Origin of the sequence: Enterobacter sp. JBIWA008, assembly GCF_019968765.1 — a bacterium.
In the GTDB taxonomy this organism is placed as follows: Bacteria; Pseudomonadota; Gammaproteobacteria; order Enterobacterales; family Enterobacteriaceae; genus Enterobacter.
In genome coordinates this window covers 1,897,968-1,921,043 of the sequence record NZ_CP074149.1, presented here as the reverse complement: position 1 = coordinate 1,921,043, position 23,076 = coordinate 1,897,968, and the positions used below count along the sequence as shown (strand labels likewise).

27 protein-coding genes are annotated in these 23,076 nt (G+C 54.1%); 3 read left to right on the top strand and 24 right to left on the bottom strand.

The annotated features are described in order from the left end of the window. Positions 1-94 precede the first annotated feature (94 nt). Positions 95-1,060 carry a L,D-transpeptidase family protein gene (locus KGP24_RS09285; protein WP_223563113.1) on the top strand — a complete coding sequence of 322 codons (966 nt, stop codon included), beginning with the start codon at positions 95-97 and terminating at the stop codon, positions 1,058-1,060. A gap of 75 nt (positions 1,061-1,135) precedes the next feature. On the opposite strand, the gene bhsA is transcribed toward KGP24_RS09285, so the two are convergent. Beyond that, on the bottom strand, positions 1,136-1,393 hold the full coding sequence (bhsA, locus tag KGP24_RS09280; RefSeq protein WP_023616599.1) for a multiple stress resistance protein BhsA: 258 nt from the start codon (positions 1,391-1,393) through the stop codon (positions 1,136-1,138). Positions 1,394-1,637: 244 nt separating this feature from the next. On the opposite strand from bhsA, the gene comR reads away from it, so the two are divergent. Continuing rightward, complete coding sequence (gene comR / locus KGP24_RS09275; RefSeq protein ID WP_223563112.1) at positions 1,638-2,273, top strand: TetR family copper-responsive transcriptional repressor ComR; 636 nt, start codon at positions 1,638-1,640, stop codon at positions 2,271-2,273. Positions 2,274-2,332: 59 nt separating this feature from the next. Here comR and KGP24_RS09270 read toward each other — a convergent pair whose 3' ends face one another. From KGP24_RS09270 to yceD, 22 genes are all read right to left on the bottom strand, one after another. Continuing rightward, positions 2,333-2,872 (bottom strand): glycine zipper 2TM domain-containing protein, encoded by a 540-nt coding sequence (locus tag KGP24_RS09270; protein WP_223563111.1) that lies wholly within the window; start codon positions 2,870-2,872, stop codon positions 2,333-2,335. 193 nt (positions 2,873-3,065) lie between these two features. Further along, entirely contained in the window at positions 3,066-4,370 is a 1,305-nt protein-coding gene (locus tag KGP24_RS09265) for an NAD(P)/FAD-dependent oxidoreductase (RefSeq protein WP_023335290.1), read from the bottom strand. Between the two features lie 238 nt (positions 4,371-4,608). Beyond that, positions 4,609-5,151 carry an alpha/beta hydrolase YcfP gene (gene ycfP, locus KGP24_RS09260; protein WP_008500781.1) on the bottom strand — a complete coding sequence of 181 codons (543 nt, stop codon included), beginning with the start codon at positions 5,149-5,151 and terminating at the stop codon, positions 4,609-4,611. 34 nt (positions 5,152-5,185) lie between these two features. Continuing rightward, positions 5,186-6,211, bottom strand: coding sequence for a beta-N-acetylhexosaminidase (nagZ, locus tag KGP24_RS09255; protein WP_223563468.1), 1,026 nt, complete (start codon positions 6,209-6,211; stop codon positions 5,186-5,188). Between the two features lie 11 nt (positions 6,212-6,222). Continuing rightward, the gene (gene thiK / locus KGP24_RS09250) at positions 6,223-7,047 is read right to left on the bottom strand and encodes a thiamine kinase (protein WP_223563110.1); all 825 of its coding nucleotides are present in this window, start codon (positions 7,045-7,047) and stop codon (positions 6,223-6,225) included. Beyond that, positions 7,028-7,675, bottom strand: a complete 648-nt coding sequence (gene lpoB / locus KGP24_RS09245; protein WP_023311160.1) for a penicillin-binding protein activator LpoB — start codon at positions 7,673-7,675, stop codon at positions 7,028-7,030. The genes thiK and lpoB overlap by 20 nt, the downstream gene beginning before the upstream one ends. A gap of 10 nt (positions 7,676-7,685) precedes the next feature. After that, positions 7,686-8,060: a YcfL family protein gene (locus KGP24_RS09240; protein WP_063144624.1), complete on the bottom strand. Its 375-nt coding sequence runs from the start codon at positions 8,058-8,060 to the stop codon at positions 7,686-7,688. Position 8,061: 1 nt separating this feature from the next. Further along, complete coding sequence (gene hinT / locus KGP24_RS09235) at positions 8,062-8,421, bottom strand: purine nucleoside phosphoramidase (RefSeq protein ID WP_006809243.1); 360 nt, start codon at positions 8,419-8,421, stop codon at positions 8,062-8,064. A 247-nt stretch (positions 8,422-8,668) separates the two neighbouring features. Beyond that, entirely contained in the window at positions 8,669-10,102 is a 1,434-nt protein-coding gene (gene ptsG, locus KGP24_RS09230; RefSeq protein ID WP_223563109.1) for a PTS glucose transporter subunit IIBC, read from the bottom strand. Between the two features lie 297 nt (positions 10,103-10,399). Further along, positions 10,400-11,194, bottom strand: a complete 795-nt coding sequence (locus KGP24_RS09225; RefSeq protein ID WP_223563108.1) for a metal-dependent hydrolase — start codon at positions 11,192-11,194, stop codon at positions 10,400-10,402. Between the two features lie 10 nt (positions 11,195-11,204). Further along, positions 11,205-12,209, bottom strand: coding sequence for a DNA polymerase III subunit delta' (gene holB / locus KGP24_RS09220; RefSeq protein ID WP_223563107.1), 1,005 nt, complete (start codon positions 12,207-12,209; stop codon positions 11,205-11,207). Next, positions 12,206-12,847: a dTMP kinase gene (gene tmk / locus KGP24_RS09215; protein ID WP_223563106.1), complete on the bottom strand. Its 642-nt coding sequence runs from the start codon at positions 12,845-12,847 to the stop codon at positions 12,206-12,208. Before tmk ends, holB begins: the two co-directional genes overlap by 4 nt. Beyond that, on the bottom strand, positions 12,837-13,859 hold the full coding sequence (gene yceG / locus KGP24_RS09210; protein WP_223563105.1) for a cell division protein YceG: 1,023 nt from the start codon (positions 13,857-13,859) through the stop codon (positions 12,837-12,839). The genes tmk and yceG overlap by 11 nt, the downstream gene beginning before the upstream one ends. Positions 13,860-13,861: 2 nt before the next feature. Then, positions 13,862-14,671 (bottom strand): aminodeoxychorismate lyase, encoded by an 810-nt coding sequence (pabC, locus tag KGP24_RS09205; protein ID WP_223563104.1) that lies wholly within the window; start codon positions 14,669-14,671, stop codon positions 13,862-13,864. Positions 14,672-14,791: 120 nt separating this feature from the next. Continuing rightward, positions 14,792-16,033, bottom strand: coding sequence for a beta-ketoacyl-ACP synthase II (fabF, locus tag KGP24_RS09200; RefSeq protein ID WP_223563103.1), 1,242 nt, complete (start codon positions 16,031-16,033; stop codon positions 14,792-14,794). Between the two features lie 92 nt (positions 16,034-16,125). Further along, on the bottom strand, positions 16,126-16,362 hold the full coding sequence (gene acpP, locus KGP24_RS09195) for an acyl carrier protein (protein ID WP_003857954.1): 237 nt from the start codon (positions 16,360-16,362) through the stop codon (positions 16,126-16,128). 154 nt (positions 16,363-16,516) lie between these two features. Next, positions 16,517-17,251 (bottom strand): 3-oxoacyl-ACP reductase FabG, encoded by a 735-nt coding sequence (gene fabG / locus KGP24_RS09190; protein WP_008500795.1) that lies wholly within the window; start codon positions 17,249-17,251, stop codon positions 16,517-16,519. Between the two features lie 12 nt (positions 17,252-17,263). Then, a complete protein-coding gene (gene fabD, locus KGP24_RS09185) occupies positions 17,264-18,193 on the bottom strand; it encodes an ACP S-malonyltransferase (protein ID WP_223563102.1) in 930 nt (309 codons plus the stop codon). Positions 18,194-18,208: 15 nt separating this feature from the next. Continuing rightward, on the bottom strand, positions 18,209-19,162 hold the full coding sequence (locus KGP24_RS09180) for a beta-ketoacyl-ACP synthase III (protein WP_023311150.1): 954 nt from the start codon (positions 19,160-19,162) through the stop codon (positions 18,209-18,211). A gap of 6 nt (positions 19,163-19,168) precedes the next feature. Continuing rightward, positions 19,169-20,203, bottom strand: a complete 1,035-nt coding sequence (plsX, locus tag KGP24_RS09175) for a phosphate acyltransferase PlsX (protein WP_223563101.1) — start codon at positions 20,201-20,203, stop codon at positions 19,169-19,171. An 80-nt stretch (positions 20,204-20,283) separates the two neighbouring features. Further along, complete coding sequence (gene rpmF / locus KGP24_RS09170; protein ID WP_003857964.1) at positions 20,284-20,457, bottom strand: 50S ribosomal protein L32; 174 nt, start codon at positions 20,455-20,457, stop codon at positions 20,284-20,286. Positions 20,458-20,473: 16 nt separating this feature from the next. Then, complete coding sequence (gene yceD / locus KGP24_RS09165; RefSeq protein WP_014883375.1) at positions 20,474-20,995, bottom strand: 23S rRNA accumulation protein YceD; 522 nt, start codon at positions 20,993-20,995, stop codon at positions 20,474-20,476. 140 nt (positions 20,996-21,135) lie between these two features. Here yceD and KGP24_RS09160 point away from each other — a divergent pair, with 140 nt between their 5' ends. Then, positions 21,136-21,720, top strand: coding sequence for a nucleoside triphosphate pyrophosphatase (locus KGP24_RS09160; RefSeq protein ID WP_223563100.1), 585 nt, complete (start codon positions 21,136-21,138; stop codon positions 21,718-21,720). A 66-nt stretch (positions 21,721-21,786) separates the two neighbouring features. Here KGP24_RS09160 and rluC read toward each other — a convergent pair whose 3' ends face one another. Continuing rightward, complete coding sequence (gene rluC / locus KGP24_RS09155) at positions 21,787-22,734, bottom strand: 23S rRNA pseudouridine(955/2504/2580) synthase RluC (protein ID WP_223563099.1); 948 nt, start codon at positions 22,732-22,734, stop codon at positions 21,787-21,789. Between the last annotated feature and the right edge of the window lie 342 nt (positions 22,735-23,076).

Below are 23,076 nucleotides of genomic sequence, written 5' to 3'. Positions count from 1 at the left end.
GCACTTCACCCGATCTTCCCGACACACCCATTCGCCATAATTATATTTAACGCCTTATAAAACAATAACCTTATCATTTGCATGGATTATGGTGATGATGATCTCTTCGCGTTTTACTCGCTGGATGACCCTGTTTGCGCTGGTAGCCACCGTCGCGGTTGCGCTTCCCGCTCGGGCAAACACCTGGGCCCTACCCCCTCCCGGCAGCAAGGTAGTGGGTGAGAACCGCTTTCACGTGGTTGAAAACAATGGGGGGTCACTGGAAGCGATTGCCAAAAAATATAACGTCGGTTTTCTGGCCCTGCTGCAGGCGAACCCCGGCGTCGATCCGTATGTCCCGCGCGCGGGCAGCGTACTGACCATCCCGTTACAGACTATCCTGCCGGACGCCCCGCGCGAGGGGATGGTGATTAACCTGGCCGAGCTGCGCCTGTACTATTACCCGCCGGGTAAAAACGAAGTGACGGTCTACCCTATTGGTATTGGCCAGCTGGGCGGCGACACGCTGACGCCAACAATGGTCACCACCGTCTCGGATAAACGCGCGAATCCAACCTGGACTCCGACGGCCAACATTCGCGCCCGCTATAAGGCCCAGGGGATCGATCTTCCCGCCGTGGTGCCGGCAGGTCCGGATAATCCAATGGGTCACCACGCGATCCGCCTCGCGGCATACGGCGGTGTTTACCTGCTGCACGGAACGAATGCGGACTTTGGCATCGGCATGCGCGTCAGCTCCGGCTGTATTCGTCTGCGCGATGACGATATCAAAACGCTGTTTAACGTCGTTACGCCGGGAACCAAAGTAAATATTATCAATACGCCGATTAAGGTTTCTGAGGAGCCCGGCGGCGTGCGGCTGGTTGAAATTCACCAGCCGTTATCGAAAAATATTGGCGACGATCCGCAGACGCTGCCCATTAACCTGAATGCCGCGATGGTAAGCTTCAAAACGAATGCGAATACCAATAGCGTGGTGATGGAGCGTGCGATGGAAGCGCGGTCAGGCATGCCGACCGACGTCACCCGGCATAACGGCGTCGTCGCGCAGTCGATGTAAATCAGAAATAAAAAAAGGCCCTGCTGAGCAGGGCCTTTTTTATTGCAGTGGCATAAATGAGGGTTTATGCCCGGCTTATTTGTAGATGACAGCCGTGCCGTGCAGGGTGTTAGGACCGGTCACGGAGGTGATGCGGTAAGATTTTGCACCCATCTCTTGCGCTTTTTGTGCCAGCTGATCTTCCAGGGAACCCAGGTTAGTACCGGCAGAGGCAGAGATTGTCCCGACTTTATGCTGGTCAGCTGGGGTGGATTGCACCTGTACAGCAGCAAAGCTTGCGAAAGAGAGTGAACTCAGGACAGCGGCAGCGATGAGGGTTTTTACGTTTTTCATGATGTTTACCTTTAGCAGATGAATTTGGAGGTCGTTAATCATTTAGTTAACGATCGATAGATAAATCATAAATGTGATCCAGGTCACGCGTCAACATAATTTTATAACGAGCGTTAACTTAATTTTAAAATTGTTATTTTTCATACATATATGATTAATTTATTTTTAAGCATTCTGGACTGGTGATGGGTTGCGTTTATTTTTATAATGGTCGTTCACCAAACCAACAGAGGACCAACGGCAAATGACAACCGATGTCACGAGTTGTGCGAAGAAAAGCCGTGGCCGACCAAAAGTGTTTGACAGGGATGCAGCGCTTGATAAGGCCATGACTCTCTTCTGGCAACATGGGTATGAAGCAACCTCGCTTTCCGATCTGGTAGAAGCCACCGGAGCCAAAGCGCCGACGCTGTATGCCGAATTTACCAATAAAGAGGGGCTGTTCAGGGCGGTGCTGGACAGGTACATTTCGCGCTTTGCGGCGAAACACGAAGCCCAGCTGTTCTGTGAAGAGAAAAGCGTCGAACAGGCGCTTCGCGACTATTTCACCGCCGTTGCGACCTGCTTCACCAGTAAAGACACTCCTGCGGGCTGCTTTATGATTAATACCTCTGCCACCCTGGCGGCGTCCTCTAAAGAGATTGCCAATACGGTGAAATCGCGACATGCCATGCAGGAGGAGACCCTCTGCGCATTTCTGGCGCAGCGTCAGCAGCGCGGTGAAATCCCTGCGCAGTGCAATCCTCAGCTTCTGGCGCAATACCTGAGCTGTATTTTGCAGGGGATGTCGATCAGCGCCCGTGAAGGAGCCACGCTGGAAAAACTGCAGAATATTAGCGAAACCACGCTGCGGCTGTGGCCTGAGCTACTCAAAATCTGACGCAAAAAAAAGCTCCTCAGCCTGAGCGCATGAGGAGCTAAATTCAGAGAACATCTTTTTTACACTTTGTTATTCAGAACCAGCTGGCCATTTCCATCCAGTGGAATTTGCGTGCCAGGGTCTTTATCCATGCGGATTTTGCCCTGCTGATCGCCAATTTTGTACGTTACGTCATAGCCCAGCATTTTTTCCGACTTGTCATAGACGGTTTTGCAGCGCTGCTGAGTTGTGGTGTAGGTATCACTATCCTGCATCGCACCCTGCACCTGGTTACCGGCATAGCCGCCACCCAGCGCGCCGACCACTGTCGCTACGTCTTTACCCCGGCCGCCGCCGAACTGATGACCAATCACGCCACCCGCTACCGCACCCAGAACAGAACCGGCAATGCGGTTTTCATCCTGGACAGGACGACGGTGCGTCACGGAGACGTTGCGGCACTCCTGACGAGGGGTTTTCACGGTTTCTTTAATCGGTGTAGCAGAAACCACCTGTGCATACTGCGGGCCGCGATCTAATACGTTGAGACTGGCAACGGCAGCCACACCTAACGCAGCCGCGACGCCAATCCCTATACCCGCCAACATTGATTTATTCACGGGACTTCCTCCTTTGTTGCTATTGGTAACAATTTTGCAATGGAGGCAACGCTTCGCCAATCAGATAAAGGATCAAAAAAGGGGTGTTGAAAGGAGATATATTGTATTTAGGAGAACTCTTAAGCACTCAAACTGTGATCTGCAGCATGAAATGCTAAAAACTCCCTCCGGTGGGCCCGGAGGGAGTGAAAGATTAGTGCAGCTTCAGACGCGGACGGATCACACGGTTGATTCTGCCCACCAGCATCATCAGCCCGGTTTTGAAATAGCCGTGCAGCGCAATCTGGTGCATACGGTACAGGGAGATATACACGAAGCGGGCAATGCGCCCTTCTACCATCATTGAGCCACGCATCAGGTTGCCCATCAGGCTGCCGACGGTAGAGAAGTTTGACAGTGACACCAGTGAACCGTGGTCTTTGTAGACATAGGCTTTCATTGGCTTGCCTTTGTACTGCGCCAGAATGTTGTGCAGTACCAGGCTTGCCATCTGGTGAGCGGCCTGCGCGCGCGGCGGCACGAATCCACCTTCAGGACGTGCACAGGAGGCGCAGTCACCGATGGCAAAGATTTCAGGGTCACGCGTGGTTTGCAGCGTTGGCTCAGTCACCAGCTGATTAATGCGGTTCGTTTCCAGACCGCCGATCTCTTTCATAAAGTCAGGCGCTTTGATACCTGCTGCCCAGACCATCAGATCCGCTTTGATATACTCGCCGTCTTTGGTGTGCAGACCGCCTTCGTCGGCGCTGGTCACCATAGTCTGCGTCAGCACCCGCACGCCCAGTTTGGTAAGTTCATTGTGCGCCGCACCGGAAATACGCGGAGGCAGAGCAGGCAGAATGCGTTCACCGGCTTCAACCAGCGTGACGTTCAGCGCTTCGTTCGTTAACCCTTTATAACCGTAGCTGTGCAGCTGTTTCACCGCATTGTGCAGCTCCGCAGACAGCTCAACGCCCGTCGCACCGCCGCCGACAATGGCGATATTCACCTTACCGTTCGCACCCATATTACTGGTGTACTTCAGGAACAGGTTCAGCATTTCCTGATGGAAACGACGCGCCTGGTGAGGGTTATCGAGGAAGATACAGTGCTCTTTTACGCCTGGCGTGTTGAAATCGTTGGAGGTACTGCCCAGCGCCATGACCAGCGTGTCGTACGCCAGTTTACGCTCGGGAACCAGCAGCTCCCCTTTTTCATCGCGCAGCTCTGCCAGGGTGATGGTTTTGCTTTCACGGTTGATGTCCACCACCGAGCCCAGCTGGAACTGGAAATGATGGTTGCGCGCGTGCGCCAGATAGCTGAGCGCGTCCACGCCCTCATCCAGAGAGCCGGTCGCCACTTCGTGCAGCAGCGGTTTCCACAGGTGGCTGTGGTTACGATCCACCAGCGTAATTTTGGCTTTTTTACCGCGACCCAGCTTCTTGCCCAGCTGTGTAGCCAGCTCCAGCCCGCCAGCACCACCGCCTACAATAACTATCTTTTTCAATGGCGTAGTCAACGTGACCCCCTCAAATTATTAACCAATTGTTAATTAAAAGTTATAAAAATAACCCTTAATTAACAACAGGTTACAGCACTGAAACCATTCAGGTGCATTGAGAATACCACGTCAGGCGCATTGGTCATACCAAAATTGATATGCATCAAGTTTTGATGGCTTAAAAGTAGACAATTCTGGTCAAAAAGAAAGCCCGGAGCGCTTTCGCGGCCGGGCTTTGATGTCTGCGGGTATAGGATTAACCGAGCGTTTTAAAGGCTTTGATGCGCTGCAGATGCGGGGAGATGTTTTTGAACTTATGGGTCTGTTCTTCGTCCCAGACGATCTCATAGTAATGATGCAGAAGTTCTGCAGCCCGGTGGCTGTTGAGCGCCTCATCGTTACGCGACAGGATCACCAGACAGCGGTCGCGGTTTTTCTCCCGAAAATTGCTGACGCACTTGGTCGCTATATCGACATACTCTTCCGGGCGGTCGATTTTGCCTTCCATGTTTTCGTTCGGAAAAAGGTTGGGATTGAATACCACCTGGCGGATATCGCACAGGAAGCCAATCCGCTCCGCCCAGTAGCCGCCCAGCCCCACGCCGCAAATCAGCGGTCGATCGTCGACGTTGAGCTGCAACATCTTGTCCACCTCTTTGAGCAGATGCTGCATATCATGCTTCGGATGGCGCGTGCTATAGCTGATCAACCGCACATCCGGATCGATAAACTGCAGCTGCAGCACCTTCTCATGATTACCAGGACTGTTAGAGTCAAAACCGTGTAAATAGATGATCATCGTCTTCTCACCACGCTACGCCTTCCGGGAGGGTTTATAGGCTGGCTTTATGTGCCTGCCAGCGCTCATTCAGGTCTTCAAGCCGGGCGTTGACCGTCTTCCAGCGCGCCGAATCCATCAGCTCCTGACGGCTAAATGAACCTTTATGATACAATTGTGTAACACGCTCTGCATTGATCGGCGACAGGTTATCCAGCACGCTAACGGCACCTTTACGATTATTGCAGACCAGGATCATATCGCAACCTGCGTCCAGCGAAGCCTGACCGCGTTCTGCGTAACTGCCCATAATCGCAGCCCCTTCCATCGATAAATCGTCGGAGAAAATCACGCCATTGAAACCCAGCTCCTGTCGCAGAACGGTTTTCAGCCAGTGCGGAGAACCGCTGGCCGGACGCGGGTCGACGTCGCTGTAAATCACGTGCGCGGGCATAATGGCATCCAGCTTGTTATCGGTGATAAGCGTCTGGAAAACCGACATATCTTTGGCGCGGATCTCCGCCTCCGGGCGCGGATCGCGCGGCGTCTCTTTGTGGGAATCTGCCGTCACCGCCCCGTGACCCGGGAAATGTTTCCCGGTGGTTTTCATTCCTGCGTCGTGCATGCCGTCGATGAACCGGGTCGCCATTGCCAGCGCAATACGCGGGTCTTCATGGTATGAGCGCTCGCCAATGGCAGCGCTGATATGCCCTACATCCAGCACCGGGGCAAAGCTGATGTCGATATCCATGGCAATCATTTCACTGGCCATCAGCCAGCCGGCCTCCTGAGCCAGCTTTCCCCCCTCTTCCGTGCCGAGCAGCGCGGCAAAAGACTGGGCTGCGGGCAGGCGGGTAAAACCGTCGCGAAAACGCTGCACGCGTCCACCTTCCTGATCGACGGCCACCACCAGATGGTTACGCGACGCGGCGCGGATCTGACGCACCAGCTCGCGCAGCTGCGCCGGATCGTGATAGTTGCGGGTAAACAGGATCAGGCCACCCACCAGCGGATGCGCCAGAATTTCGCGCTCCTCCGCATCCAGCTCAAAACCTTCTACATCCAACATGACTGGACCCACATCCACCTCTCTTATCCTTTAGTTTGTAACTGACGCCAGGCATCGTCTGCCAGCGCAATAAATTGTTTGTCTCCGGACTGCCGATAGCGCATTTCAAACCAGCCAGCCATTAACATGACGACCCAGGGTCGCCAGCGTCTGACCTGACGCCTCAGCGCGTCCGAGTCAATATGTGCCGTCCGGGCGTAGTCCCTGATGAGCATCTGCCGCGCGGCTTCACTCTCCGTCCAGACTGCCGCCAGCTCCAGCGCCACATCGCCGTCTCCGGCATACTCCCAGTCGATGAGCCTGATGCCCGCTGGCGTATGCACAATATTCCCGGCATGAACATCCATGTGCAGCGGCGCGAGCCGAATCGGCCGCGGCTCGCCCGTGTTACGCAGCCGCTTGAGATGTGCCAGCCATGCTGGGGTACGCCTGTCAGGCAGGACTTGCTGCCAGTAATGTTCAAGCAGCGGGAATAACGTCGTTCGCCATCCCAGACGTGGCTGCCGGTGCAGATGATACAGCATCGCCGCAAGCTCCGGCGTGTCCGGCAGCGCGCTTTTAACTTCACCGTCCAGATAGTCCACGGCCATCCAGCCCTGTCTGAAAAAATGAGGGGCAGGCACGAGATCCGGCGGAAGACGTTTCAGAGCGCGAAACTGACGACGAAAATGGGAGACTGGCGCGTCGGGGTCGTGATTTTTCCGCAAGACCAGACGTCGTTCGCCCTGCTCTATAATGCAACTCGCGCCGCCAAGCCCGGAGTGGGCCTGCGGCGCGATTAGGCGGTACTGAGGAAAATAGCGCGTCAGAATCTCTTCACGCGTGCTGTCATTGTTGCGTAACCGCACCTTTACCTGACCAGATAATTTCGCCTGTCTGAACCAGCATCAGCTGCATCTGCAGGGCTGGGGTATTCACGTTACCGGTGGCGTTAGAGTAAAGCACATACTGTGCGCCAACGTTACGGGCGATGCCGATCGCCTTGCTGCGTGTGCCGAGGCTATCCTGCGGCGAGAGGCCCAGCTGCTGTTTAGCTACCGCGAGCTGCTGAGCCGAGACCAGCGTAAACTTGCCGTTGTTAGCCAGAGCATTGCGCAGGGTTTCCGTCGCTTCACCCGCGTTCAGCGAACCGTTGGTACGGTTGTTCACGCTGTCGACCAGCAACACGCTGCCCGCCGTCACGCCCTGCGCCTGCAGCATTTTGCCTACCATCGGCTGCATTGCCCCGTTCCAGTCGTAATGGCGCACGCGCGGCGTGGGCTGTGACGTCTGGTCCGGATGTTCAATCGGGCCTGGCTGCGCCGGAATAGACGGTACAGACGGCACGGTTGGCTGCTGCTGCGTTGGCGGTGTCGGCTGTTCAGTACCCGGTTTAGCCTCTTCCACAGGCGCAGGCTGTTCAGTTCGAGTCACACACCCTGCAAGAAACAGAGCGAAAGCTGTAACGAGCGCATAGCGGCTCAAATTTTTAATCAAGGTTCACCCCTCAGAGATAAAGATAAAGTCTCACCTTATGCGCACCCAGATAGTTGGCGCTGCCATAGAGCGTTACCGACGACCTGGCCGGAATGGTGACGCTGCGCGGCGCCTCCAGCGGATGCATTTCAAGACCTCTTACGTCATACCAGAAAAAACGGTAGTGGACCGTCACGGGTTCATGTCTTTCATTAAAGAGCGTAGAGGAGGCAGATGAGTTTATTTCACTGATGGTCAACGCCGGCTGTTGCGCCGTGATGCCCGCGGCAAGCACGGAGGATTCCATCACCAGCGTCTGTTCATCATTCACCGGGATCGCCGGGCGCGAGCTGCACCCCACAATCATCATCGTCATTACCAGCGCTGCAATACGCCCTTTAAGCATGTCATAGACCTTTATGTGCCAGCATCGGCCCCAGAGGACGTCCGCCCAGCAGATGCATGTGAATATGATAAACTTCCTGTCCACCATGACGGTTGCAGTTCATGATCAGACGGTAACCGTCTTCTGCAATCCCTTCCTGTTCAGCGATTTTCGCGGCCACCGTCAGCATACGACCTAACGCCACTTCATGCTCGGTTTTTACGTCGTTTACAGTCGGAATCAGAATATTGGGAATGATAAGGATGTGCGTCGGGGCCTGAGGGGAAATGTCCCGGAAAGCCGTCACCAGTTCATCCTGATAGACGATATCCGACGGAATTTCGCGGCGGATAATTTTACTGAAAATCGTTTCTTCAGCCATGACCTTTTCCTTTTTTGTTTAATCTGGCGCAATGCGTCCGCTGTAAACACACTCCCGGGATCGGTGTGTGACACAATTCAAGAGTATGAGCGAGTTTCTCCTGTCCTTTCAACCTCCTCCCTCGATTTCTTTCCTGAATGTTCATCAGCTGAGTGAAGAGTGACCGCTCTCGCGTCTCAGTGGCGCTTTTTACGACACAAATAAAAAAGGCAGCCATTCGGCTGCCTTAGTCTCCCCAGGTCACAACTTAGTTGCTGCGGATGTACTCATCCATTTCGGTTTTCAGGTTATCGGATTTGGTACCGAAGATTGCCTGTACACCAGAACCTGCAACAACTACGCCCGCTGCGCCCAGTTTTTTCAGACCCGGCTGGTCTACTTTCGCTACGTCGGCAACGCTCACACGCAGACGAGTGATGCACGCGTCCAGGTTAGTGATGTTCTCTTTACCGCCGAACGCTGCGACCAGTGCCGGAGCCATTTCGCTGGTAGCGCCAGCTTTGGTGTCTTCTGTTGCATCTTCACGACCCGGAGTTTTCAGGTCCAGTGCTTTAATCAGCACGCGGAAGATGGTGTAGTAAACAACGGCATAGCACGCACCCACGATTGGGAACAGCCACAGTTTGCTGCTGTTACCGGACAGAACGATGAAGTCGATCAAACCGTGAGAGAAGGACGTGCCGTCACGCATACCCAGCAGGATACAGATTGGGAACGCCAGGCCCGCCAGAATCGCGTGGATAACGTACAGGATCGGCGCAACGAACATGAAGGAGAACTCGATCGGCTCGGTGATACCGGTCAGGAACGAGGTCAACGCTGCGGAGATCATGATACCGCCCACTTTTGCACGGTTCTCTGGCTTAGCAGAGTGCCAGATAGCAATCGCCGCTGCTGGCAGACCGTACATTTTGAACAGGAAGCCACCAGACAGTTTACCTGCAGTTGGGTCACCCGCCATATAACGTGGGATATCGCCGTGGAATACCTGGCCTGCTGCGTTGGTGAATTCACCAATCTGCATCTGGAATGGAACGTTCCAGATGTGGTGCAGACCGAATGGCACCAGGCAACGCTCGATGAAGCCGTAAATACCAAACGCCACAACCGGGTTCTGGTAAGCCGCCCACTGTGAGAAGGTCTGGATAGCAGAGCCGATTGGTGGCCAGATGAAGGACAGGATCACGCCAGTGAAAATCGCTGCCAGACCAGAGATGATCGGAACGAAACGCTTGCCCGCGAAGAAGCCCAGATACTCAGGCAGCTTGATGCGATAGAAGCGGTTGAACATATACGCTGCAATCGCACCGGAGATGATACCGCCCAGAACACCGGTGTCCGCCAGGTGTTTCGCGGCGATCTCTTCTGCCGGTAAATGCAGAACCAGCGGCGCAACCACAGCCATGGTTTTCACCATGATGCCGTAGGCAACCACTGCAGCCAGCGCAGAAACGCCGTCGTTATTGGTGAAGCCCAGAGCCACACCGATCGCGAAGATCAGTGGCATGTTAGCAAAGACAGAACCGCCTGCTTCGGCCATCACGTGGGACACTACGGCTGGCAGCCAGCTGAAGTTAGCAGAACCGACACCCAGCAGGATACCTGCGATAGGCAGTACGGATACTGGCAGCATCAGCGATTTACCGACCTTTTGCAGGTTAGCAAATGCATTCTTAAACATAATTGAGAGTGCTCCTGAGTATTTGTGCTTTTTTTACGCTTTCACGCATTGGCCCGGGGGGAGTACCGTGCCGTGGACAGGACATCTAAGCGCCCTTTATTTATTACACAGAGTAAAATAATTCCCTCTGAGTTTGTTTGACGGCTATCACGTTTCAGCTTAAGGCGGTCGAAAAACTTTCAGTTATTTACAAAAATCATGTCCGGATGTGTCTATAAACACCCTCACCGCCCCAAATGAGGCGGTGAACTTTACTCGCTTTACTTATTAATTACGAGCCTAAAAAAAACAGGTGTATCAAACAGATTGCAGGCGGGCGGGGTCGATATGGAACAGCGTGGAAAAGTTTTCCGTCGTCACGCGGGCCAGCTCATCGATGCTGACACCCTTTAGTACGGCCATGTACTCAGCTACATCTCGCGTCATCGCGGGCTGGTTCTCTTTACCGCGATGCGGAACCGGTGCCAGGTACGGAGAATCCGTCTCTACCAGAATGCGATCGAGCGGAACATAACGTGCAGCATCACGGAGCTGGTCAGCGTTACGGAACGTCACGATCCCAGAAAACGAGATATAAAACCCCAAATCAAGCAGTTTACCCGCCGTTTCTCTGTCTTCTGTAAAACAGTGTAGTACGCCACCGCAATCCGTCACGTTTTCTTCCCGGAGGATCGCCAGCGTATCCGCACGCGCATCGCGGGTATGGACGATAACCGGTTTGTTCAGTTCCCGGCCAATGCGAATATGGTTGCGGAACGACTCCTGTTGGCGAGGCTTAGTTTCCGGCGTGTAAAAATAGTCCAGCCCGGTCTCGCCCATCGCCACCACGCCCTCTTCTGCTGCCAGCCGGCGCAGATCCTCAACGTCGTAAGCCTCGTCCTGATTCAACGGGTGCACGCCGCAGGAGAAAACCACGTTATCGCGAATGCCTACCAGCTCACGCATGGAGCGGTAGCCCGGCAGCGTCGTCGCCACAGCAAGACAGAATTTCACATCGCGGGCAGCGGCTTTTGCCAGCACGTCATCCACGTTTTTATGCAGGGATTGATAATCCAGGCCATCAAGATGGCAGTGTGAGTCGACTAAAAACATAATGTCTCTCTCAGAGATGGGAAACAGGCGGTGTGACGCCCGGTTGCAGGTAATGTTCGATACGCAGTAACTGGTCGGTCAGTAAAAGCTCGCGATTAAGACCCGTCACGGTTAAAAGCTGTTCACGACTCTGGCAAATTTCATGGAGCATCGCGTGAAGTATCTTCCCTGAGAGGCGGTTCGCCAGCGTATTCACCAGTGGCCACGCATCCGGGTTGGTCAGAAGCGTTGCACCTTGCTGGATTTTGAGCGCATCCAGCAGCAAGGAGGCAAGCCAGTGCAAACGCTCAACGGCCCGATCGCTGTTAAGCGCAGGGAGTAAACTTAGCCAGTCGTGACTGTTCAGTGAGGCATCCAGGGCGCGGCAGAGCGTTTCACGCTCAGACCAGACGTCAGGCTGCAGTAATGCCAGCGCAGCAGCAGGCGCACCGCTGCTCAGGCGCAAGGCGGTCAGCGCGCTCTCAGGTGACGTTGTCACCTCACGCTCAAGCCAGCTCAGCGCCCACGATTCCTGAGGTACCGCAAGGTGATGAAGACGACAACGGCTGCGCAGCGTCGCCAGTAATCGCCCCGGGTCGCGGCATGAGAGGAAAAACCACGTTTTTATCGGCGGCTCTTCCAGGGTTTTCAGCAGAGCGTTAGCAGCAGCCTCGGTCAGCAGCGTGGCGTCTTTAAGCCAGACCACTTTAGCGCCGCCCAGTCGCGCGTGTTCATACAATTTTTCGCCGACTTCACGCACTGCATCAATACCGAGCGCGCTTTTGCCCTTTTCAGGCTCAAGGGTGTAATAGTCAGGATGCGTGCCGGCCTGCATCAGCTGACAGCCACGGCATTTTCCACAGCTCTTGTGCCCTTCGGGCTGCTGACACATCAGAAAACGGGTGATGGCGTAAATCAGTGCTTCATCCCCCATCCCTGGCAATGCCTGAATCAGTAACGCATGATGCCCCCGACCCGCCTGATAGCTGCCGATCAGCTGTTCAAAGTGTGGGCGCAACCATGGATACCATTTCATGCCTGCTGCTCCTGCACCCACTGCGTAATGGTATGCTGAATGTCGCGCGTTACGTCGTCCAGGGACTGCGTCGCATCGATGGTACAAATTGAGCTGTCCTGTGCGGCCAGTTCAAGATAGCGCGCACGGGTGCGGTTAAAGAAATCAAACGACTCTTGTTCAATGCGGTCAAGGTCGCCGCGCGCGCGGGCGCGTTTGAGACCCACTTCCGGGGTCACATCCAGATAAAGCGTCAGGTCGGGGCGAAAATCACCCAATACGGCATTACGCAGCGTGGCCAGCATTGTCTGGTCAATACCGCGCCCTCCGCCCTGATAAGCCTGAGTCGACAGATCGTGACGGTCGCCGATCACCCACTTGCCGTCGGCCAGGGCGGGTTTGATAACCGTCTCAACCAGCTGAACGCGCGCCGCGTAGAACATCAGCACTTCGGCTTTGTCAGTGATAACTTCGTCGCCGACGGATTTAATATCCAGTACCAGGCTGCGTAGCTTTTCAGCCAGCTGCGTACCGCCCGGCTCGCGGGTAAATACCATGTCCGCCACGCCAAGCGCTTTGAGCGTATCCACCACCACGTTGCGGGCAGTGGTTTTACCCGCCCCTTCGAGTCCCTCAATGACAATGTATTTACTGCGCATTTTTTTCCTTAAGTGCCTTCAGATAGTCCTGAACAGAGCGATTGTGGCTGGCAAGGTTGGTGTTAAAGGTATGCCCCCCTTTTCCATCAGCCACAAAATAGAGATACGGTGTTTTAGCCGGATGCGCGGCGGCTTTGAGCGATGCTTCGCTCGGCGTGGCGATCGGGCCCGGCGGTAAACCGCTAATCACGTAGGTATTATACGCCGTTGGCGTCTCCAGATCTTTTCTTGATATTTTGCCGGTATAGCTCTCGCCCATGCCGTAGATAACGGTAGGGTCGGTTTGTAGACGCATGCCGATGCGCAGACGGTTGATAAATACTGACGCCACCCGATCGCGCTCAGCGGCGACGGCCGTCTCTTTCTCAACGATCGAAGCCATGGTCACAAACTGGTTCGGATCGCTGTAAGGCAACCCTTCCATTCGCCCTTCCCAGGCGGCATCCACGGCGGCGACCATTTTTTTGTGCGCACGCTTCAGGATGGCTACATCGGTCGTGCCTGCCGTGTACATCCAGGTGTCTGGCCAGAACCAGCCTTCCACCCATTCCGGATGTTCTAGCTTAAGCGCTTCTGCCACCGTCTGATAGCTATCGTCTTTTAACGTATGTTTGATATACGGCGCATCGCGCAGCTGTTTGAGGTAATCGCTCAGGCGCATCCCTTCCACAAACCGCAGGGGGAACTGGGCTTCTTTACCGCTTTCCAGCAGCTGCAGCATCTCCCTGACGGTCATTCCTGGCGTAAAGCGATAGGTACCGGCTTTGAAATGTGACAGCTCAGGCTCCACGCGCAATAGCCACTGGAATACCCGTGGACGATTGATAATCTTGTCGCCATAGAGCTGTTCCCCCAGCGCCTGACGGCCGGTTCCCGCTTTCAGGGTAAAGATCGTTTCGTCTTTAACCAGGATCTTGCTGTCCGCCAGCTGGCGAACTTTCCAAACGCCTGCTCCGCCAGCGATGCCCAGCGCAACGATGAGGATAAGGACAAAGCGCAACATTTTTTTCATGACTATCTGGTTTGCTCACATATTGGGGCTAAAAACTGAAACAGTTTGCGCGAAGACCAGCGTTGCTGGCCATACGCACGGACGGGTACAACAGGCATCAGCGCATTGCAGATGATGACTTCATCGGCAGTCTGTAGCGCGGCTTCTCCTGCGCTAACTTCGACAACGCGAAAGCCAGAGCGTGCCAGCTGTTGCAGACAAAACTGACGCATTAACCCATTTACGCCAGCGTGCTCCAGCGACGGGGTGAACACTTCTCCCCCCTGTCGCCAGAATAAATTAGCCGCACAGCATTCCGTAATGAACCCTTCGCTGTCAAGAACCAGCGCCTCATCGGCGTCCGTCTGTTCAAGATGAGTACGAATGAGCACCTGCTCCAGGCGATTGAGATGCTTAAGCCCGGCCAGCATCGGGTTTCGTCCCAGTCGTACTGGGCTCAGCGTCAGCGTGACGCCGTCTTCTCGCCAGCGAGAATAATGCGCGGGATAAGCAGAAACGGAGAGAATACGCGTAGGGTTGAGGCACGATGCAGCGCTGTAACCCCGGCCACCACTGCCGCGGCTGATGATGACTTTAAGTACGCCGCTGTCCTTCCCGGCTGCCAGCTGGCACATTTCCTGACGCAACGTGTCCCAGTGCGTAAAGGGGATCATTAGCTTTTCGCATCCATGCTGCAGGCGCCGAATGTGTGCCTCCATCAGGCAAATATCGCCGTCCAGAATGCGCGCCGTCGTAAAGCAACCATCACCGAACTGTATCGCCCTGTCGCTGGCAGGCAGCGTGTCCTGCTCAAGGCCATTGATTAAAAACATGGTGGCTCCTTATGCGTTGGCAATTAGTCTGGCAGGATGTTATGCAGCCGACAAGAAGATTAGGCTTAATAAAAAAGGCCCGGCAAGCGGACCTTTTTTAATGCTACAGGGACGTCAGGATCAGATCTTTTTAAAGATCAGTGAACCGTTGGTGCCGCCGAAGCCGAAGGAGTTACACAGGGTGTACTCCATACCGCTAACCTGACGCGCTTCGTGAGGAACGAAGTCCAGATCGCAACCTTCATCCGGGTTATCCAGGTTGATGGTTGGCGGAACAGCCTGATCGCGCAGCGCAAGGATGGAGTAGATTGATTCTACCGCACCCGCCGCACCCAACAGGTGACCGGTCATAGACTTGGTGGAGCTCACCATTACGCGGCTGGCAGATTCGCCGAAGATAGACTTAACCGCCTGAGCTTCTGCTTTATCGCCTGCTGGTGTAGAGGTGCCATGCGCGTTCACGTAGCCAATTTGTGCTGGGGTAATACCCGCATCACGAATCGCGTTTTCCATCGCCAGCGCAGCGCCCGCGCCGTTCTCAGGAGGAGACGTCATGTGGTAAGCATCGCTGCTCATGCCGAAACCAACGATTTCAGCATAAATTTTCGCACCGCGTTTTTTCGCGTGTTCGTACTCTTCCAGCACGATCATGCCCGCCCCATCGCCCAGCACAAAGCCGTCACGATCTTTATCCCACGGACGGCTCGCCGCCTGCGGATTATCATTACGGGTAGACAGCGCACGCGCCGCACCGAAACCGCCAACACCCAGTGGAGTACTGGCTTTTTCAGCACCGCCCGCAACCATAGCATCTGCATCGCCGAACGCAATAATGCGCGCGGCCTGGCCGATGTTATGTACACCAGACGTACAGGCAGTCGCGATTGAAATGCTTGGCCCACGCAGGCCGAACATAATGGTCAGGTGACCCGCCACCATGTTAACAATCGTGGACGGAACGAAGAACGGGCTGATTTTACGCGGGCCGCCATTCATCAGAGATGTATGGTTTTCCTCGATCAGGCCAAGACCGCCAATCCCGGAGCCGATAGCGGCGCCGATACGGGTTGCGTTCTCTTCCGTAATCACAAGGCCAGAATCCTGCATGGCCTGAACGCCAGCGACAATTCCATATTGAATGAAGGCATCCATCTTGCGCTGCTCTTTGCGCGAGATGATCTCTTCACAGTTAAAATCCTTTACTAAGCCAGCAAATTTCGTTGCATAGGCGCTAGTATCGAAATGGTCGATTAGGCTGATGCCGCTCTGACCGGCAAGGAGAGCTTTCCAGGTGGACTCTACGGTATTGCCGACAGGAGACAACATGCCAAGTCCGGTCACAACTACACGACGCTTAGACACGTTTGTCCTCCAGGGAGGGATAAAAAAAGATAATCGTGGGACTAAATAAAGATAAAACTCAGGCGGTCGAATGACCGCCTGGAGATGTTCACTTACGCCTGGTGACCGTTGATGTAATCAATGGCAGCCTGAACGGTGGTGATCTTCTCAGCTTCTTCGTCCGGAATCTCAGTATCAAACTCTTCTTCCAGAGCCATTACCAGCTCAACGGTGTCAAGAGAATCTGCGCCCAGGTCTTCAACGAAGGAAGCGGAGTTCACAACTTCTTCCTGCTTAACGCCCAGCTGTTCGCCGATAATTTTCTTAACGCGTTCTTCGATAGTGCTCATACTCTTAAATTTCCTATCAAAACTCGCTTTCGCGATGGTTTTCGTAGTGTATAAAATGTTGAAAAATTTGCAACTAAATCCCGGCAGTTCGTACCACGATTTTACGTTATTTTGAGGCCATTCGCCCTAATAACGCAAATATTTTTCATCGTGGTTAAACCATATACATCCCGCCATTGACGTGGAGGGTCTCACCAGTGATGTAACCCGCTTCGTCAGAGGCTAAAAATGCAACCGCACTGGCGATTTCTTTAGGGTCGCCAAGACGACCCGCCGGAACTGCCGCCAGCGTACCCGCACGCTGCTCATCAGTCAGCGCACGCGTCATGTCCGTTTCAATAAAGCCCGGAGCAACAACGTTTACCGTAATACCGCGGGACGCAACTTCACGCGCCAGCGACTTACTGAAACCAATCAGACCTGCTTTCGCCGCAGCGTAGTTAGCCTGACCAGCATTTCCCATGGTACCAACCACAGAACCGACAGTGATAATACGACCATGACGCTTTTTCATCATAGCGCGCATTACCGCTTTTGACAGACGGAATACAGATGACAGGTTGGTTTCGATGATATCGTTCCACTCGTCGTCTTTCATTCGCATTAACAGGTTATCGCGAGTGATCCCGGCATTGTTTACCAGAATATCCACTTCGCCAAACTCTGCGCGAATATTTTCCAGAACAGATTCGATAGATGCAGGTTCAGTCACATTCAGTACCAGACCTTTACCGTTTGCACCCAAATACTCGCTGATGGCCTGAGCGCCATTCTCGCTGGTTGCTGTACCAATCACCTTCGCGCCGCGCGCAACCAGTGTTTCAGCAATTGCACGCCCGATACCGCGGCTTGCGCCAGTGACCAGGGCGATTTTTCCTTCAAAACTCATGGTATTCCTCTTTTATTGCGAGAGTGCCGCTGACATCGCTTCCGGCTCGTTAATCGCCGAGGCTGTCAGGGTGTCAACAATACGTTTTGTCAGACCGGTGAGGACTTTACCTGGGCCGACTTCATACAGATGCTCAACGCCCTGAGCGGCCATAAACTCAACGGTTTTGGTCCACTGTACCGGGCTGTAGAGCTGGCGAACCAGTGCGTCACGGATAGCTTCCGGCGTGGTTTCGCATTTCACATCGACGTTGTTCACAACGGAAATCGTCGGTGCGTTAAACGTAATTTTTTCCAGCTCAACCGCCAGTTTCTCAGCAGCAGGCTTCATCAGCGCACAGTGAGACGGCACGCTGACCGGCAGCGGCAGCGCACGCTTAGCACCCGCTGCTTTACAGGCCGCCCCCGCACGTTCAACCGCTTCTTTATGACCGGCAATAACCACCTGGCCCGGCGAGTTGAAGTTTACCGGAGACACAACCTGGCCTTCAGCAGATTCTTCACACGCTTTTGCAATTGCAGCATCATCCAGACCGATGATGGCAGACATGCCGCCCGTGCCTTCCGGCACCGCTTCCTGCATGAATTTACCGCGCAGTTCAACCAGACGTACCGCGTCAGCAAACGCGATCACGCCGGCACACACCAGCGCAGAGTATTCACCCAGGCTGTGACCCGCGAGCAGCGCTGGCGCTTTACCGCCCTGCTGCTGCCAGACACGCCACAGCGCAACGGACGCGGTCAGCAGCGCTGGCTGGGTCTGCCAGGTTTTGTTCAGTTCTTCAGCCGGTCCCTGCTGGGTCAGCGTCCATAAATCATAACCCAGTGCATCAGAAGCTTCACGGAAAGTCTTTTCAATTACCGGATAGTGTGCTGCCATTTCAGACAACATCCCAACGGTTTGAGAGCCCTGACCCGGGAACACAAAAGCAAATTGCGTCATTTTTTATTCCTTATACTAGAAACGAACCAGCGCGGAACCCCAGGTGAACCCGCCACCGAAGGCTTCAAGTAAGACCAGCTGGCCCCGTTTGATTCGTCCATCGCGTACCGCTTCATCAAATGCGCACGGTACCGACGCCGCAGAGGTGTTGCCGTGACGATCGAGCGTCACGACAACGTTATCCATCGACATGCCCAGCTTTTTCGCGGTTGCGCTGATGATACGCAGGTTCGCCTGATGCGGCACCAGCCAATCGAGGGCGGTACGCTCAAGGTTATTCGCTTCCAGCGTTTCATCAACGATGTGTGCAAGCTCGGTCACCGCCACCTTGAACACCTCGTTTCCTGCCATAGTCAGGTAAATCGAGTTGTCCGGATTAACGCGATCTGCATTAGGCAAAGTCAACAATTCGCCATAGCTGCCATCAGCATGCAGATGCGTCGAGATGATACCCGGCTCTTCGGACTGCCCCAGCAGCACCGCACCCGCACCATCACCAAAAATAATGATCGTTCCACGATCGGTTGGATCGCAGGTACGCGCCAGCACGTCAGCACCGATCACCAGCGCATATTTAACGGCACCGGATTTCACGTACTGATCGGCAACGCTCAGTGCATAGGTGAAGCCTGCACACGCTGCAGCGACGTCAAACGCCGGACAGCCTTTAATGCCGAGCATGTTTTGCACCTGGCACGCTGCGCTTGGGAAAGCATGTGTGGCAGACGTCGTGGCGACTACGATCAAACCAATCTGTTCTTTATCAATGCCCGCCATTTCGATAGCACGCTGTGCGGCTTCGTAACCCATGGTCGACACGGTTTCGTCTGGCGCGGCAATACGACGTTCACGGATACCTGTGCGCGTGACAATCCACTCGTCAGACGTATCTACCATTTTTTCCAGATCGGCGTTGGTACGCACTTGTTTTGGCAGATAGCTGCCGGTACCTAAAATCTTCGTATACATGTACGCTCAGTCACTTTTAGCTAATACAGATTCCAGGCGAGCGGCAATCCGCTGAGGGACTTGTCGCTGCACCGCCTGCACTGCCTGTTCAATCGCGACAGCAAATGCTCGCTGATTGGCGGCACCATGACTCTTAATCACGATGCCGCGCAATCCTAACAGACAGGCGCCATTATACTGGTCGGGGTTGAGGTGACCGAATCGCCGCGTCAGGCGCTTTTGTAACCAACGCTTCAATAAAACCAGCCACCAGGCGCTTTTTTTGCCTTCTCCCTGAGATTTCAGCAGAGAAAGAAACATGCGCACGACCCCTTCCATGGTCTTCAACGTTACGTTTCCGGTGAAGCCATCGCACACCAGAACATCCGTTTTACCCGTCAACAACTCATTGGCTTCGAGATAACCAATATAGTTGATGGAGGGAACCTGTTTGAGCAATTCAGCCGCTTCGCGAATGCTGTCCAGGCCTTTAGTCTCTTCTTCACCAATGTTCAGTAACGCAACACGGGGATTGTTGATCCCGACCACTTCTTCTGCCAGCACCGATCCCATCACGGCAAACTGAGCCAGCATAGTACTATCACAGTCGACGTTAGCGCCCAAATCGAGCACCACCGTCTTGCCCTTCTGCTGATGCGGTAACACCGTCACCAGCGCCGGACGCTCAATACCTTCAATAGGTTTGAGCAGCATTTTCGACAGCCCCATCAGCGCGCCGGTATTTCCCGCACTGACGCAGGCCTGGGCTCGCCCTTCTTTCACCAGCTCCAGAGCCATCCGCATTGAGCTACCACGGCTATTGCGAATCGCCTGCGAGGGTCGGGCATCACTGGCAATAACTGACTGCGCAGGAATAATCTGCAGACGCGAACGTTGTTCAAAGTCAGCTTTTGCAAGTAATGGCGTGATTGTGTCGGGATTGCCGACTAATAGAAGTGTGAGTTGCGAATTAGAATTCAGTGCCTGCAATGCTGCAGGCACTGTCACGGAAGGGCCAAAATCTCCCCCCATGACATCTAACGCCAGGGTTAGACGTGTCAAGGTATCGTCGCAGCCTGGTTCGGTAAATTCCCCGTTTGCACGGGGAAATCCTCACTAAGCCTAATCACGCTTGCGCGTGATTACTTAGTGATAACCTTGCGGCCGCGGTAGAAACCGTCAGCGGTGATGTGGTGACGCAGGTGTTTCTCACCAGAAGTCTTGTCTACAGACAGGCTGGTAACTGCGGTCAGCGCGTCATGGGAACGACGCATGCCACGTTTGGAACGGGTTGGTTTATTCTGTTGTACGGCCATGGACCTTACTCCTCAATTACTTACGCTTTAAGCTGGCTAATACGGCAAATGGGTTTGGTTTTTGCGCTTCATCAGGCAGTTCCCCAAAGACCATGTCCGCCTCGGACACTTCACAGTGTTCAGAATCATGCACCGGAACCACTGGCAAGGTGAGGATGATTTCATCTTCAACCAGAGCCAGAAGATCGATTTCACCGAATTCGTTAACCTCAATCGGCTCATACGCTTCCGGGAGTGCTTCAGCCTGTTCGTCAGAACGAACCGGACTGAAACAATACGTTGTGTGAACATGCTGTACAAACGGTTTCCCGCAACGCTGACACTCGAGCGTTACCGTTACCTTCGCATCACCGGTTAAAACGGCGAGACGCTGGTTGTCGATAGCGAACGACATGGAGCATTCTACATCACTGTCCACACTGACTACGGATTCGGCAATACGCTCAGCCTGATCGGAAGTATAGATACCTTCGTAATCAAGGCGTTTTTGAGCCGTACGAACCGGATCAAGAGTCAGGGGTAATTTTACCTTTTGCATAGGGCGCGCATATTAACTTTGTAACGTCATAGAGTCAAAGAAAAAGGCAACCAGAGCTGCCTTTTGCCAATTATTCGCACACATTGCGGCCTGTAGTTTAAAATGGCTGGCATCGATACGCTATATCTGGTGATAAAAATATGCCAAATCTCGTCCTTGCCTCCACATCTCCCTACCGCCGAATGCTGCTGGAAAAACTCGGGATCCCGTTTGAATGCGCCGCGCCAGAGGTTGATGAGACGCCACAGCCGGGCGAGTCACCGCGACATTTGGTGACGCGTCTTGCTAAGGAGAAAGCCCAGTCGCTGGCCGCACGCTATCCTGCCCATTTGATTATAGGCTCCGATCAGGTCTGCGTGCTGGACGGCGAAATCACCGGCAAACCCCATACGGAAGAGAACGCCTTCCAGCAACTTATGCGTGCGCGAGGCACTATAGTGACCTTTTATACCGGCCTGGCGCTCTATAACTCCGCCACCGGTCATCTGCAAACCGAATGCGAGCCGTTCGACGTACACTTCCGCCATCTTAGCGAGCAAGAGATCATGGATTATGTGCGCCGGGAACGACCGCTCAACTGTGCAGGAAGCTTTAAAAGTGAAGGATTAGGGATTGCGCTCTTCGACAAGCTGGACGGTCGCGATCCCAACACGCTGGTGGGGTTATCGCTGATTGCCTTGTGTCAGATGTTAAGGCGAGAAGAGTGTAATCCGCTGACCATGTGACTGGAACGTTGCGGCCTGATGCCCTCATCCCGTCCCTCTCCCACAGGGAGAGGGAGGAAAGCAAACTCAGCCGCGCAGAACCTTAAGACAGCGTTTCAACTGCTCATCCAGCGGCGCTTCAATACGGATGATTTCCCCCGTATTAGGATGGGTAAACTTCAGCGCTGCCGCATGCAGGAACAGACGCGATAGCCCCGTCCCCGCCAGCTGCTTATCAAACTCGCGGTCGCCATAGCGATCATCAAAGGCGATTGGGTGCCCTGCAAACTGCGTATGCACACGGATCTGGTGGGTACGGCCGGTCACCGGGCTACAGCGCACAAGCGTGGCAAACTCATAGCGCTCTTCAACTTTAAAGCGCGTCTCAGAAGGTTTCCCTTCCTGGCTCACGCGGACAATACGCTCACCGCTTTGCAGAATGTTCTTCAGCAGCGGCGCCTGCACCACTTTTACATGAGACTGCCATTGACCGCGAACCAGCGCCAGATAGTCTTTCTGCATCCCCTTTTCACGCAGCTGTTCATGCAGAGAACGCAGCGCAGAACGCTTTTTCGCCACCAGCAGTACGCCAGAAGTGTCACGGTCAAGACGATGCACCAGTTCAAGGAAACGCGCTTCCGGGCGCAGGGCACGCAGCCCTTCAATCACGCCGAAGCTCAGACCGCTACCGCCATGAACAGCCGTTCCTGACGGTTTATTCAGCACCAGAATATGGTCATCTTCGTACAGGATCACATCGCTCAGGGCCGCCACTTTCTGTAGCTTCGGTGAAACGGTCTCTTCTTCACGTTCCGCAACGCGGACCGGCGGTATACGCACTTCATCGCCCGCCTCAAGTTTGTACTCGGGCTTCACACGTTTTTTGTTAACCCGCACTTCGCCCTTACGCAGGATGCGGTAAATCATGCTCTTTGGCACACCTTTCAGCTGGGTGCGCAAAAAGTTATCGATACGTTGCCCCGCTTCATCTTCGGCGATGGCAACCATTTTTACGGCTGGAGTCTCTGTTTTCATGGTTGGCGATTCTAAATATCGTCAGCCATTAGCGCCACTCATTTTTCTATGCTTATATTTACTTTTATCCGGCCTGCTCCCCATTTCGCGCAACCGATTTGGTGGTTATTAAACCAATCACCGTTCTGAAGTGAAAAAACTGTGAGTAACCGGGTGATAATTGGTAAAAGTCATCTTGCTATAACCCGGCGAGCAGTGGAATAATGAGGCTGTTTTCCGTGTTAAATCCTGGTTAAGTAAGGATGTTGACGGAATGACCAATTTTGTCTGACCGATCATCCACGCAGCAATGGCGTAAGACGTATTGATCTTTCAGGCAGTTAGCGGGCTGCGGGTTGCAGT

Excerpts from the sequence above, each read along its gene's own strand:
- yceG (WP_223563105.1), bottom strand. The coding sequence starts at position 13,859 with ATGAAAAAAATGTTGCGCTTTGTCCTTATCCTCATCGTTGCGCTGGGC.
- pabC (WP_223563104.1), bottom strand. The coding sequence starts at position 14,671 with ATGTTTTTAATCAATGGCCTTGAGCAGGACACGCTGCCTGCCAGCGAC.
- rluC (WP_223563099.1), bottom strand. The coding sequence starts at position 22,734 with ATGAAAACAGAGACTCCAGCCGTAAAAATGGTTGCCATCGCCGAAGAT.
- tmk (WP_223563106.1), bottom strand. The coding sequence starts at position 12,847 with ATGCGCAGTAAATACATTGTCATTGAGGGACTCGAAGGGGCGGGTAAA.
- bhsA (WP_023616599.1), bottom strand. The coding sequence starts at position 1,393 with ATGAAAAACGTAAAAACCCTCATCGCTGCCGCTGTCCTGAGTTCACTC.
- ycfP (WP_008500781.1), bottom strand. The coding sequence starts at position 5,151 with ATGATCATCTATTTACACGGTTTTGACTCTAACAGTCCTGGTAATCAT.
- KGP24_RS09285 (WP_223563113.1), top strand. The coding sequence starts at position 95 with ATGATGATCTCTTCGCGTTTTACTCGCTGGATGACCCTGTTTGCGCTG.
- KGP24_RS09240 (WP_063144624.1), bottom strand. The coding sequence starts at position 8,060 with ATGCTTAAAGGGCGTATTGCAGCGCTGGTAATGACGATGATGATTGTG.
- KGP24_RS09225 (WP_223563108.1), bottom strand. The coding sequence starts at position 11,194 with ATGTTTTTAGTCGACTCACACTGCCATCTTGATGGCCTGGATTATCAA.
- holB (WP_223563107.1), bottom strand. The coding sequence starts at position 12,209 with ATGAAATGGTATCCATGGTTGCGCCCACACTTTGAACAGCTGATCGGC.
- acpP (WP_003857954.1), bottom strand. The coding sequence starts at position 16,362 with ATGAGCACTATCGAAGAACGCGTTAAGAAAATTATCGGCGAACAGCTG.
- KGP24_RS09180 (WP_023311150.1), bottom strand. The coding sequence starts at position 19,162 with ATGTATACGAAGATTTTAGGTACCGGCAGCTATCTGCCAAAACAAGTG.
- yceD (WP_014883375.1), bottom strand. The coding sequence starts at position 20,995 with ATGCAAAAGGTAAAATTACCCCTGACTCTTGATCCGGTTCGTACGGCT.
- rpmF (WP_003857964.1), bottom strand. The coding sequence starts at position 20,457 with ATGGCCGTACAACAGAATAAACCAACCCGTTCCAAACGTGGCATGCGT.
- comR (WP_223563112.1), top strand. The coding sequence starts at position 1,638 with ATGACAACCGATGTCACGAGTTGTGCGAAGAAAAGCCGTGGCCGACCA.
- fabG (WP_008500795.1), bottom strand. The coding sequence starts at position 17,251 with ATGAGTTTTGAAGGAAAAATCGCCCTGGTCACTGGCGCAAGCCGCGGT.
- ptsG (WP_223563109.1), bottom strand. The coding sequence starts at position 10,102 with ATGTTTAAGAATGCATTTGCTAACCTGCAAAAGGTCGGTAAATCGCTG.
- KGP24_RS09160 (WP_223563100.1), top strand. The coding sequence starts at position 21,136 with ATGCCAAATCTCGTCCTTGCCTCCACATCTCCCTACCGCCGAATGCTG.
- fabD (WP_223563102.1), bottom strand. The coding sequence starts at position 18,193 with ATGACGCAATTTGCTTTTGTGTTCCCGGGTCAGGGCTCTCAAACCGTT.
- hinT (WP_006809243.1), bottom strand. The coding sequence starts at position 8,421 with ATGGCTGAAGAAACGATTTTCAGTAAAATTATCCGCCGCGAAATTCCG.